Annotated in this window: 12 protein-coding genes and 1 tRNA gene; 7 read left to right on the top strand and 6 right to left on the bottom strand. The window is 72.1% G+C overall.

Annotated features, from left to right (window positions below):
* Window positions 1-152 precede the first annotated feature (152 nt).
* Complete coding sequence (locus ACWDVB_RS10915; protein ID WP_451512909.1) at window positions 153-812, bottom strand: alpha/beta hydrolase family protein; 660 nt, start codon at window positions 810-812, stop codon at window positions 153-155.
* A 10-nt stretch (window positions 813-822) separates the two neighbouring features.
* A complete protein-coding gene (locus tag ACWDVB_RS10910) occupies window positions 823-1,638 on the bottom strand; it encodes an SOS response-associated peptidase (RefSeq protein ID WP_451512696.1) in 816 nt (271 codons plus the stop codon).
* Between the two features lie 49 nt (window positions 1,639-1,687).
* Here ACWDVB_RS10910 and ACWDVB_RS10905 point away from each other — a divergent pair, with 49 nt between their 5' ends.
* The 4 genes from ACWDVB_RS10905 to ACWDVB_RS10890 all read left to right on the top strand — a co-directional run bounded on the left by ACWDVB_RS10905 (window position 1,688) and on the right by ACWDVB_RS10890 (window position 5,283).
* Entirely contained in the window at window positions 1,688-2,422 is a 735-nt protein-coding gene (locus tag ACWDVB_RS10905) for a M50 family metallopeptidase (protein ID WP_451512695.1), read from the top strand.
* A gap of 66 nt (window positions 2,423-2,488) precedes the next feature.
* Window positions 2,489-3,823, top strand: coding sequence for a 3-phosphoshikimate 1-carboxyvinyltransferase (gene aroA, locus ACWDVB_RS10900; protein WP_451512694.1), 1,335 nt, complete (start codon window positions 2,489-2,491; stop codon window positions 3,821-3,823).
* 14 nt (window positions 3,824-3,837) lie between these two features.
* Window positions 3,838-4,848 (top strand): ribosome small subunit-dependent GTPase A, encoded by a 1,011-nt coding sequence (gene rsgA / locus ACWDVB_RS10895; protein ID WP_451512693.1) that lies wholly within the window; start codon window positions 3,838-3,840, stop codon window positions 4,846-4,848.
* Window positions 4,849-4,959: 111 nt separating this feature from the next.
* A complete protein-coding gene (locus ACWDVB_RS10890; protein ID WP_127911081.1) occupies window positions 4,960-5,283 on the top strand; it encodes a DMT family transporter in 324 nt (107 codons plus the stop codon).
* A gap of 23 nt (window positions 5,284-5,306) precedes the next feature.
* Here ACWDVB_RS10890 and ACWDVB_RS10885 read toward each other — a convergent pair whose 3' ends face one another.
* Window positions 5,307-5,912, bottom strand: coding sequence for a TetR/AcrR family transcriptional regulator (locus ACWDVB_RS10885; RefSeq protein ID WP_451512692.1), 606 nt, complete (start codon window positions 5,910-5,912; stop codon window positions 5,307-5,309).
* 144 nt (window positions 5,913-6,056) lie between these two features.
* Here ACWDVB_RS10885 and hisN point away from each other — a divergent pair, with 144 nt between their 5' ends.
* Window positions 6,057-6,857, top strand: a complete 801-nt coding sequence (gene hisN, locus ACWDVB_RS10880; RefSeq protein WP_451512691.1) for a histidinol-phosphatase — start codon at window positions 6,057-6,059, stop codon at window positions 6,855-6,857.
* A gap of 230 nt (window positions 6,858-7,087) precedes the next feature.
* A complete protein-coding gene (locus ACWDVB_RS10875; RefSeq protein WP_451512690.1) occupies window positions 7,088-7,489 on the top strand; it encodes a CBS domain-containing protein in 402 nt (133 codons plus the stop codon).
* Between the two features lie 68 nt (window positions 7,490-7,557).
* Here the strand turns inward: ACWDVB_RS10875 and ACWDVB_RS10870 are convergent, their stop codons facing one another.
* On the bottom strand, window positions 7,558-9,027 hold the full coding sequence (locus ACWDVB_RS10870) for a catalase (RefSeq protein ID WP_451512908.1): 1,470 nt from the start codon (window positions 9,025-9,027) through the stop codon (window positions 7,558-7,560).
* A gap of 128 nt (window positions 9,028-9,155) precedes the next feature.
* On the opposite strand from ACWDVB_RS10870, the gene ACWDVB_RS10865 reads away from it, so the two are divergent.
* Entirely contained in the window at window positions 9,156-9,572 is a 417-nt protein-coding gene (locus ACWDVB_RS10865; protein WP_451512689.1) for a Fur family transcriptional regulator, read from the top strand.
* 151 nt (window positions 9,573-9,723) lie between these two features.
* On the opposite strand, the gene ACWDVB_RS10860 is transcribed toward ACWDVB_RS10865, so the two are convergent.
* Window positions 9,724-9,797, bottom strand: a tRNA-Met gene (locus tag ACWDVB_RS10860).
* Between the two features lie 135 nt (window positions 9,798-9,932).
* On the bottom strand, window positions 9,933-11,801 hold the full coding sequence (locus tag ACWDVB_RS10855) for a sel1 repeat family protein (protein WP_451512688.1): 1,869 nt from the start codon (window positions 11,799-11,801) through the stop codon (window positions 9,933-9,935).
* Between the last annotated feature and the right edge of the window lie 225 nt (window positions 11,802-12,026).

Below are 12,026 nucleotides of genomic sequence, written 5' to 3'. Positions count from 1 at the left end.
GAATAGTTGCGCTTTTGGGTGCGCTCAAGACCGTCCACTCCAGGTCAGAGGCGCTGGAGCGGTTCGGGCAGATGGTCGAACCCATGCGGCGGACTCCCTCTTGTACGAACACGTCGGCGACGGTGCACACCGTCTGTTCGCGACAACAGAGGTCACGCGCCCAACATTCCCGTCCACCGTGTGACGCCGTCCGTGATGACCGCCACGGCCTCGTCCTGGGTCGGATCCGCCTTCTTCGGCACCGCGAAACCGTGATCGCCGAAGGGCACTTCCACCAACTCGTACGTCCCGTCGGGGAACTCGGCGGGCCTCCCGAACGGGTCGTTGCCGCCCTGCACGACGAGGGTCGGCACGCCGGCGCCGAGCAGCTCGTCGGCGCGGGACTTCTCGGGCCTGCCCGGAGGGTGCAGGGGGAAGCTGAGGGCGAGCACGGCGGCCGCGCCCAGCTCCGTGGCCGTGCGGCAGGCGACGCGCGCGCCCGCGCTGCGGCCGCCGGAGATCACCGGGAGCCCCTTCTTCTCCAGGGCGGGCCAGATCCCCCGCCACCCCACATCCAGCGTCTTGGGGGCGGGCGCCAGCTTCTTGCCCGCGACCCGCCAGGGCTGCTCGACGAGGGCGACGCTCACGCCGTGGGCGGGCAGGGTGGCGGCGAGCGCCCGGAGGTCGCGGGCCTCGATGCCGCCCCCGGCGCCGTGGCTGACGGCGAGCAGGAAACGGGCCTTCTTCTTCGCCGGGTGCCAGGTGATCCGCGCCTCACCGGCGTCGGTCTCGACGGTCTCGGTGGTCTCGCTCCGCGTCACGTGCGTCGTCATGTGCGTCACGTCAGAAGAGTGTGCCCTCTTCGGGGCCCTCCAGCTCCTTCAGCAGCTCCGGGCCGTTGTTGCGTACGTTGCTGACCGCCGTCGATACGGGGTAGGCCCGCATCAGCCCGGCCGGGGGCGGCTCCAGGAGGGCGCGCAGCTCCTCGACGTCCGTGCGGGACGGGTCGAGCCAGGCGTCCCAGCGGTCGGGCGTCAGCATGAGCGGCATGCGCGGATGGATGTCGGCGAGCGAGCGCGGGCCCTCCCCGGGGGCGACCGCGAGGGGCGTGGTCTCGGCCTCCGTGGTGATCACCGTGCAGGTCACCCACCAGGCGAGGGGGTGCTCGTCGGGCAGGGTCTTGTCCCGCCAGAACTCATAGAGCCCCGCCATGGCGAAGACGGAGCCGTCGGCGGGGGTCACGAAGTACGGCTGCTTGCGGGGCCGCTTCTTCTTGCCCTCGACCTCCAGCTGCCGCTCCTCCGGCGCGGTCACCCACTCGTAATAGCCGTCGGCGGGCAGGACGCAGCGGCGGGAGGCGAAGGCGCGGCGGTAGGAGGGCTTCTCGTGCACGGTCTCCGCGCGGGCGTTGATCATCCGGGCGCCGCCCTCGGGCGTCTTGGACCAGGACGGCACGAGCCCCCACTTGAGGGTGCGCAGCTGGCGAACCGGAGCCGGGTCTTCGGCGTCTTTCAGTGGACGGTCGAGAACCGCGTAGACCTCTTTGGTGGGGGCCACGTTGAAATCGGGGGCGAGCGTCTCCTCGGGCTCCCACTTCTCGATCTCGAAGGTCGCCGCGAGATCCTCGGGCCTACGACTGGATGCATACCGTCCGCACATACGTGCCAGACTGCCAGACCGCGTACAACCAGAGGAGCCAGTACCAACAATGGCCATAGGAACGGAAAGCACCGCCACGGCCAGCCTGGCCCACCTCTGGGACCGCGTCTTCGGTACGCAGTCCGCGCCCGAGCAGTGGCTGGTGATCGCGGCCGCCGCCGTGGCCCTCGCCGTGGTCGTCCCGCACGGCATATGGCGCCTCGCCCGCAACGCCATCACCATCGCGCACGAGGGCGGCCACGGCCTGGTCGCCCTGCTCACCGGGCGCCGCCTCGACGGCATCCGGCTGCACTCCGACACCTCGGGCCTGACCGTCTCGCGCGGGAGACCCACCGGGCTCGGCATGATCCTGACCGCGGCGGCGGGGTACACCGCTCCCCCGCTGCTGGGCCTCGGCGGCGCTGCGCTGCTCTCCTCGGGGCGCATCACGGCGCTGCTGTGGATCGCCACCGCGCTGCTCGTCGCGATGCTGGTGATGGTCCGCAACGCGTACGGCGCCCTGACGGTGATCGTGACCGGCGGCACGTTCCTGCTCGTCTCCTGGCTGGCGGGCACGGACGTGCAGGCGGCGTTCGCGTACGCGGTGGTGTGGTTCCTGCTCCTGGGAGGCGTCCGTCCCGCCTTCGAGCTCCAGGCCAAGCGCAGGCACGGGGGCGCGGGCGACTCGGACGCGGACCAGCTCTCGCGGCTGACGCATGTCCCCGCGGGCCTGTGGCTCTTCCTCTTCCACGCCGTCTCGCTCTGCTCCCTGATGGGCGGGGCGCGCTGGCTCCTCGACGTCTGAGAGGGGCGGGGCGCGCTGGCCGCCGACCGTCTGAGCGGGGTCACCGGCAGCCACTAAAGTGAGGGCATGACCGAAACCCCGGCGCACACCGCCCTCTGGCCCGCCCCGCACGCAAGCGGAGCCGTCACCGCGACGGTCCACGTCCCCGGTTCGAAATCGGTCACCAACCGCGCGCTCGTCCTGGCCTCGCTCGCCGCCGAGCCCGGCTGGCTGCGCCGCCCGCTGCGCTCCCGCGACACCCTGCTGATGGCGGGCGCCCTGCGCGCGATGGGCGTCGGCATCGAGGAGACGGTGTCCTCCAGCTCCTCCGTCGCGGGCGCCTCCGGCGAGGCCTGGCGCGTGATCCCCTCGGGCCTGCACGGCCCGGCCACGGTCGACGTCGGCAACGCCGGCACGGTCATGCGTTTCCTCCCCCCGGTCGCCGCCCTCGCCGACGGCCCGATCCGCTTCGACGGTGACCCTCGTTCGTACGAGCGGCCGCTGACCGGCGTGATCGACGCCCTGCGGGTGCTCGGTGCCCGCATCGACGACGACGGGCGCGGCGCGCTGCCGCTGACCGTGCACGGCGGCGGGGCCCTGGACGGCGGCCCGGTCGAGATCGACGCCTCGTCGTCCTCCCAGTTCGTGAGCGCCCTGCTGCTTTCGGGCCCGCGCTTCAACCAGGGCGTGGAGGTCCGTCACGTGGGCGGCCCCCTGCCCTCCATGCCGCACATCCGGATGACGGTCGACATGCTCCGCTGGGCCGGTGCGCAGGTGGACACCCCGGAGGCGGGCGGCGAGCCGAACGTGTGGCGGGTCACCCCGGGCGCGCTGCTCGGCCGCGACGTGACCGTCGAGCCTGACCTCTCCAACGCCCAGCCGTTCCTCGCCGCGGCGCTGGTCACCGGCGGCACGGTCACCATCCCCGACTGGCCCTCGCACACCACGCAGCCCGGTGACGCGCTGCGCCGGATCTTCACGGAGATGGGCGGCTCCTGCGAGCTGACCGAGCAGGGCCTGGTCTTCACCGGCTCCGGGTCGATCCACGGCCTCGACGTGGACCTCAGCGAGGTCGGCGAGCTGACCCCGGGCATCGCGGCGGTCGCGGCCCTCGCCGACTCCCCCTCCACGCTGCGCGGCGTCGCCCATCTGCGTCTGCACGAGACCGACCGCCTGGCCGCGCTCACCAAGGAGATCAACGAACTCGGCGGTGACGTCACCGAGACCGCCGACGGACTGCACATCCGCCCGCGCCGGCTGCACGGTGGCGTCTTCCACACCTACGACGACCACCGCATGGCGACCGCGGGCGCGGTCATCGGCCTCGCGGTGGACGGCGTACAGATCGAGAACGTCGCGACGACGGCGAAGACGCTCCCGGACTTCCCCGACCTGTGGACCACCATGCTCGGGAACGGCTGACGGGCGGAACGACAATGCGCCGCTACGGAAAGAACCCCGACGAGGACGACATCCGCGTCCGCCCCAACCGCAAGGGCAACCGCCCCCGCACCCACATCAGGCCCAAGCACGAGGACGCGGCCGAGGGCATGGTCCTCACCGTCGACCGGGGACGCCTCACCGTGCTGGTCGACGACCGGATCGTGATGGCCATGAAGGCCCGCGAGCTGGGCCGCAAGGCCGCCGTGGTGGGTGACAGAGTGGCGGTCGTCGGGGACCTGTCCGGGAAGAAGGACACCCTCGCGCGGATCGTCCGGATCACGGAGCGCACATCCGTCCTGCGGCGCACCGCCGACGACGACGACCCCTACGAGCGGGTGGTCGTCGCCAACGCCGACCAGCTCGCCATCGTCACCGCCCTCGCCGACCCCGAGCCGCGTCCGCGGCTCATCGACCGGTGCGTAGTGGCGGCGTACGACGGCGGCCTCGAACCGATCCTCGTACTGACCAAGTCGGACCTTGCATCGGCCGACAAGCTCCTGGAGACGTACGCGACTCTCGACATCCCCTATGTGGTCACCAGCCGCGAGGAGTTCACGGACGGCGCGGAGCTCGCGCGGGTCCACGAGCTGCTCGACGGCAAGATCACGGCCTTCGTCGGGCACTCGGGGGTGGGCAAGACGACATTGGTGAACGCCCTTGTGCCCGAGGAGCGGCGGCGCTCGACCGGGCACGTCAACGCGGTCACGGGCCGCGGCAGGCACACCACGACCTCCGCGCTGGCGCTCCCGCTGGCGGATGTGGGCGGCTGGGTGATCGACACCCCGGGCGTGCGGTCCTTCGGGCTCAACCACGTCGACCCGTCCCGCGTCATCCTCGCCTTCCCCGACCTGGAGCCGGGCACGGCCGGCTGTCCGCGCGGCTGCAGCCACGACGAGAAGGACTGCGCGCTGGACGCCTGGGTCGCCGACGGGCACGCGGACCCGCAGCGCCTGTACTCCCTGCGCCGGCTGCTGGCCACGCGGGAGCGGCGCGAGGACGACTGACCTCCCCGTTGTTTGCGCCCCCCGTGGCGCAGGTAAATGCATAATCGCACCAAGCCGGATTCAGCCGGGCGAAGCGGTCACGGAACGTGGACGAGTGCGGGAGGCAGGGACATGGCGTGGCTGCTGGTCATCGTGGCGGGGATTCTGGAGACCGGCTTCGCGGTCTGTCTGAAGCTGTCGCACGGGTTCACCAGGCTCTGGCCGACGATCGCGTTCGCCTGTTTCGCGCTCGGCAGTTTCGGTCTGCTCACGCTGGCGCTGAAGAAGCTGGACGTGGGGCCCGCGTACGCGGTGTGGACGGGTATCGGCGCCGCGGGCACCGCGATCTACGGAATGATCTTCCTCGGCGACCTGGTCTCCACGCTGAAGATCGTCTCGATCTCCTTCGTCATCATCGGCGTGGTCGGCCTCCAGCTGTCCGGCTCGGCACACTGAGCCCAATGACCTCCCTGACGCGCCTAGTCGGCGCCCACCCAGCGCCCGATGGCCCCGCGGACCAGCTCCGCGGGGTCGTCGTCGTTCCGGGCGGGCGCGACGACGTACGACAGGGCGAGCCGGACGGCGCTCTCGCAGGCGAGGGCGAGCTCGGGGTCCTTGGGCCTGCCCCGGCCGCCGAGCGCGGCCACCGCCCGGTCCCGCACCAGCGCGAGCAGCTCCGCGGACGAGGGCACCCCGGCGTCCGCGCGGCGCTGCGCGGGCACCGACGACGTGGACCCGGCGGCTCTGCTCGGCGCGGGCAGCCGCTCGCCCCAGCAGCCGGTGAGCGCGGCCCGCACGAGCGCGTTGCCGCGCGCGGCGCCCACCGTCCAGGCGGCGACGGCGGCGAGCCGGTCGGCCGGCTCGCGCTCCTCGGCGAGCGCGCGTTCGACGCCGTGCAGATAGCCGTCGGTCTCCCGCCGCAGCAGGGCGCGGGCGAGGCCGTCCTTGCTGCCGAACTCGTTGTACAGGGTCTGCCGGGACACCCCGGCGACGGCCGCGACATCGACCATGCGCACACCCGGCCACGGTCGCCGGGTGAGGGCCGTGTAGGCCGCGTCCAGTAAGGATTCCCGTGCTGCGGGCATCGTCGCCTCCCCGGGCCGAACCGGCTCCGGCTGCCAGAGTTGACGCGCTGGGAGGCACTGTCAATAGCTCCGGCGCGAGCCCGCGCATACCGGGCCCGGTCGGGCGTTGTGGCTCGCGCCGATCGAGATCGATACTGTTCACCCATGCCCGACTACCACGATGATCTGCGTCTCGCCCACGTCCTCGCGGACGCCGCCGACGCCCAGACCATGGACCGGTTCAAGGCTCTCGACCTCAAGGTCGAGACCAAGCCGGACATGACGCCGGTGAGCGAGGCCGACAAGGCGGCCGAGGAGCTGATCCGCTCCCAGCTGCAGCGCGCCAGGCCGCGCGACGCGATCCTCGGCGAGGAGTACGGCATCGAGGGCACGGGCCCGCGCCGCTGGGTGATCGACCCGATCGACGGCACGAAGAACTACGTACGCGGTGTCCCGGTCTGGGCCACGCTGATCTCCCTGATGGAGGCGGGCGAGGGCGGCTACCAGCCGGTGGTCGGCGTCGTCTCCGCGCCCGCGCTCGGCCGCCGCTGGTGGGCGGCGAAGGGCGGCGGCGCCTACACGGGGCGCAGCCTCACCTCGGCGAGCCGGCTGCGCGTCTCGGAGGTCTCGCGGCTCTCGGACGCCTCCCTCGCGTACTCCTCGCTCACCGGCTGGGAGGAGCAGGGCCGCCTCGACGGGTTCATGGACCTCACCCGGGCGGTGTGGCGCACGCGCGGCTACGGCGACTTCTGGCCGTACATGATGGTGGCCGAGGGCGCGGTCGACATCTGCGCGGAGCCCGAGCTGTCGCTCTGGGACATGGCGGCGACCGCGATCGTGGTCACGGAGGCGGGCGGCAACTTCACCGGCCTCGACGGCAGGCCGGGCCCGCACAGCGGCAACGCGGCGGCGTCGAACGGCCTGCTCCACGACGAGCTGCTGGGGTACCTGAATCAGCGGTACTGACCCGGAGCCCTGCTGATCCGAGCGTCGGAGATACGTCCGCCGGTGGCGCGAACGTTCGTATCGCATGCCCTGAACTGACGACGTACGCCCTCTTGTTGACCCCCGGTCCGGCTGCGACTCTGGGAGTCCCCCCACTTGTGAACTTGTGAATCCATTCTCCAAGCAGGTAGCGGAGGCAATCCTTCGCCCACCGGGAGACCTCGGATCCACCAAGGAGGTGGCTCACGCCCATGCTCGTCCGCGACGCCATGAGCACGGTGGTCCTGACCATCGGCCCCACCCACACCCTGCGCCAGGCGGCCAGGCTGATGTCCGAGCGCCGTGTCGGCGCCGCCGTCGTCCTGGACCCCGACACCTACGGGCTCGGGATCCTGACCGAACGTGACGTCCTCAACTCCGTGGCCCTCGGCCAGAGTCCGGACACAGAGATCGCCGGTACGCACACCACGACCGACGTCGTCTTCGCCACCCCGGCGTGGACCCTGGACGAAGCGGCGGACGCCATGGCGCACGGCGGCTTCCGGCATCTGATCGTCATGGAAGCGAACGAGCCCACGGGCATCGTCTCGGTCCGCGACATCGTCCGCTGCTGGGCGCCCGCCCGGCGCGCGGCGCCCCAGCTGGCGGTCTGAGAGAACGGCGGCGGACCGGACCCCCGAGGGAGTCCGGCCCGCCGTCACTCTTCGACAAGAGGTACTGGTCAGCCGCGCAGGGCCTGGACCGCGGCCTCCAGCCGCTTGCCGAAGTCGCCGTCCGCCTGGCGGAAGTTGTTGATCGCGCGCTCGGCGATGTCATCGCGCGAGACCTTCGCGATGAAGCCCGACAGGTTCTCGATCAGGCGGTCCTTCTCGTCCTCGGACATCAGGCGGTAGAGGTTGCCCGCCTGCACGAAGTCGGTGTCCTCGGCGTGCCGGACCGCCTCGTGGCTGCCCGTGCCGCCCGTGAGGGGGACGGACTGCCACAGCGGCCGGTCCGTCTGGAAGGGGCCGCCGAAGCTGTTCGGCTCGTAGTTCTTCGCGCCCTTGTGGCGGCCGTCGTACAGGAAGCCGTCACGGGAGTGGGTGCGCGCCTCGGTGGCGTGCGGGCGGTTCACCGGCAGGTGGTCGGCGTTGATGCCGACGCGGTAGCGGTGCGCGTCGCCGTACGCGAAGAGGCGGCCCTGGAGCATCTTGTCCGGGGAGGGACCGATGCCCGGCACGAAGTGGGCGGGGCTGAAGATGGCCTGCTCGACCTCGGCGAAGACGTTCTCCGGGTTGCGGTTGAGCTCCAGCTTGCCGATCTCGATCGGCGGGTAGTCCGCGTGCGGCCACACCTTGGTCAGGTCGAACGGGTTGAAGCGGTAGTTCGCCGCCTCGTCCGCCGGCATGATCTGCACCTGCACGGACCAGGTCGGGAAGTCACCGCGCTCGATGGCCTCGCGCAGGTCGCGCTGGTGGGAGTCGGGGTCCTCACCGGCGAGCTTGTTGGCCTCGGCCTGGGTGAGGTTCTTGATGCCCTGGTCGGTCTTGAAGTGGTACTTGACCCAGAAGACCTCGCCGGCCTCGTTGTTCCACTGGAACGTGTGCGAGCCGAAGCCGTCCATGTGGCGGTACGAGGCCGGGATGCCGCGGTCACCGAAGAGCCAGGTCACCTGGTGGGTGCTCTCGGGGCTGAGCCCCCAGAAGTCCCAGACGTTGTCCGCCTCCTGCGAGCCCGTGTAGGGGTCCCGCTTCTGGGTGTGGATGAAGTCGGGGAACTTGATGGCGTCCCTGATGAAGAAGACCGGGGTGTTGTTGCCGACGAGGTCGTAGTTGCCCTCTTCGGTGTAGAACTTCAGCGCCCAGCCGCGCGGGTCGCGCACCGCGTCGGCGGCACCGAGGTTGCCGGCCACGGTGGAGAAGCGGAGGAACGTCTCCGTCTCCTTGCCGACCTCGGAGAGGAACTTCGCCCGCGTCCACTGCGAGACGTCGCGGGTCAGCGTGAAGGTGCCGTACGCACCCGCGCCGCGGGCGTGCACGATGCGCTCCGGGATCCGCTCGCGGTTGAAGTGGGCGAGCTTCTCCAGCAGCAGCTGGTCCTGGACCAGGACGGGTCCGCCGGCGCCCGCGGTCTCACTGTTCTGGTTGTCGGCGACCGGCGCGCCGGCCTCCGTGGTGAGCGGTCCCTGCGTCACGTGCGCCTCCTGCGTAATCAAGCCTGCGGGTCCTGTCCCTCGGCCAATGTCGTAATTGATCCTACGATAGACTTTGTCTAAGTCAAGTGAACATCCAAAGTCACACCCGTTCGGGACTTGGTCCCCCGCCTGTTAGGCTGGTTCTCATGAGTGACCTGTTGGAACGACTGCGCGGACGCGGCTGGCGCATGACAGCGCAGCGGCGCGTCGTGGCCGAGGTGCTCGACGGGGAACACGTCCACCTCACGGCCGACGAGGTGCACGCCCGCGCCACCGACAAGCTGCCGGAGATCTCCCGGGCGACGGTCTACAACACCCTGGGCGAGCTGGTGACCCTCGGCGAGGTGCTTGAGGTCTCGACGGACCGCCGCGCGAAGCGGTACGACCCGAACGCCCACCGCCCCCACCACCACCTGGTCTGCGCCCGCTGCGGCGCCATCAGGGACGTCCACCCCACGGGCAACCCCCTGACCAGCCTCCCCGACTCGGAGCGCTTCGGCTTCACGGTCGAGGGCGTGGAGGTCACGTACCGAGGGGTCTGCCCGGACTGCGCCACGGCGTAGTTTTTCCGTACGTTCCTGAAGGGCCCGGCGTCGAAAGGCGCGGGGCCCTTCGGCGTGCCGCCACCCCTTCTTCGCGCGTGCGCCGAAGGGCGTACGCCGTGCATACACCGAAGGCCCGGAACCCATTGGGTTCCGGGCCTTCGGCCTTCAGTAGCGGGGACAGGATTTGAACCTGCGACCTCTGGGTTATGAGCCCAGCGAGCTACCGAGCTGCTCCACCCCGCGTCGGTAAACTCAACAGTACGTCAGGGCTCCGACCAGCGCAAATCCGTTCCCCGGCGGGCGCTCCGGCCGGGGCGATCACGCCGACGCGACCGTGCCGGGACGACCGTGCCGGGACGACCGTGCGGGGCACCACACCTACGCGGACAGCTCCTGCCGCAGCGCCTCGCGCAGCCGGCCGGCCCGCTCCGCGACCTCCGCGGGACCGAGCTCGACCGCCCGCGAAGCCCACCGCTGCCCCTGCGCCAGCTGCCCGCGCCGGGCGTAGAGCAGGGCGAGCCGGAGCGCCGCCCGGCCGTGCCCCGCGTCGGCGGCCCGCGTCCACCAGAGCGCGGCCTCGGGCTCGCTCCCCTCGCGGGCGAGCAGCAGCCCGAGGTTGAACGCGCCGTTGCGGCTGCCCGCCTCCGCGGCCTTGCGGTACCACCGCGCGGCCTCGACGACGTCGCCCCGCCCCGCGGCCAGCATGCCGACCCGGACCTGGGCCCGCCGGTGGCCCTGCTCGGCGGCGCGCTCGTACCACTCCTCGCACTCGGTCTTCTCCGCCGCGGGCTCGCCGAGGGCGGGCGGCGCCGCGGCGGGGCGGCGCGCGTCGAGCAACGTCCCGAGCCGGTACGCCGCCTCCGCGCTGCCGCCTCCGGCCGCGCACCGCAGATGCCGCTCGGCCTCCTGCTCGTCGCCCTCGCGCAGCCGCGCGGTGCCGACCTGGAGGGCCGCGTCGGTGTGCCCGGCGGCCGCCGCGCGCTCGTACCAGCGCAGGGCGGAGGCCTCGTCGCCGCGGCTCGCGAAGAGGATCCCCAGGTTGAACGCGGCGTCGACGCTGCCCGCCTCGGCCGCCTTGGAGAACCACGGCTCGGCGCCGGCCGCGTCGCCGCCCTGGAGCAGCAGCACGGCCAGCGCGTTGGCGGCCTCGCGGTGCCCGGCGTACGCGGCGCGGCGGTACCACTGGTCGGCCTGCGCGGTCCTGCCCTGCTCGGCGCAGAGCAGCCCGAGGTTGTACGCGCCGTTCACATCGCCCGCGTCCATCGCGGCGCGGTACCAGCGCTCGGCGGTCTGGGTCTCGCCGCGCTCGGCGTGCAGCGCGCCCAGCGCGTTCGCGGCGTTGCCGTCGCCGTCCTGCGCGGCCTTGAGCCACCACACGGCGGCGCTCTCCTCGTCGCCCGCGTCCCGCAGCAGGAAGCCGAGCGCGCAGGCAGCCCTGGACTCGCCGTCCTTGGCGGAGTTGAGGTACCAGCGCCCGGCCTCCTTCAGGTCCCCGCGGTGCTCCAGGATCGCGCCGAGGTGCAGCGCGGCCCTGCGGTGGCCGCGCGCGGCGGCCTGGCGGTACCACTGCTCGGCCTCGCCCGCGGGACTCCGTACGCCCGCACCGTCACCGCGCCCGGCGCGCGCGAGGCCCTGCCCGCGCTCGGCGCGCACGGGGCCCTCCCCGCGCTCGGCGGGCTCGCCGCGCTCCGCCGCGGCCCGCCGGTCGAGCGCGCGGGCCAGGCGGTACGCGGCCTCGCGGTGGCCGCGCTCGGCGGCGACCCGCATCCAGCGCTCGGAGCCGACGTCCCCGCGGTGCTCAAGGAGGTCCGCGAGCGCGTACGCCCCGAGGGTGTGGCCCTGCTCGGCGGACTGCCGCAGCCAGTACTCGGCGGCGGGCTCGTCGCCCCGCTCGCGGTGGTGGCGGCCGAGCGCGTGCGCGGCCGCGGCGGACCCGGCGACGGCGGCGACCCGCCACCAGCCGGCCGCCTCGTCGGCGTATCCCCGCTGGTGGAGGAGGACGCCGAGGTTGTTCGCGGCGGCGCGGTCGCCCTCAGCGGTCGCCGCGCGCAGCATGGATTCGGCCCCGTCCAGATCACCGCGGCGCAGCAGAAGGCTTCCCAGGACGCTCATCGCGTCGACGTCCCCGGCCTCGGCGGCCAGCCGATGGCGCAATTCCTCGGCGGCCGCCCCGGGATCCTCCCGGTCGGCCGGCTGCACAAACCGCCCCGTTTCCAACAGAGTTGCCTTGTCCCCCATAACGTCCATCGTCGCACCACCTGCAACCTGGGTACACCTGGTATACCGCAGCCAGTGAGGTCACTTCAGCGTTTTGTCGACATGCCCACAGAGAGATAAGTGAAACACAGATCCCCCAACTCTCCCCCGGCGGCGCACCGTTCGCATGTCTTGGCATAGGACACCCGCACACGACAGGCGTCACGGCACACGACGAAGGCCCGGATCCGTAAGGATCCGGGCCTTCACCTTGCA

It is taken from the genome of Streptomyces sp. NPDC003379 (genome assembly GCF_053589195.1).
Note: the sequence above shows the minus strand (reverse complement) of the source record. Positions and strands in the feature narration are given on the sequence as shown.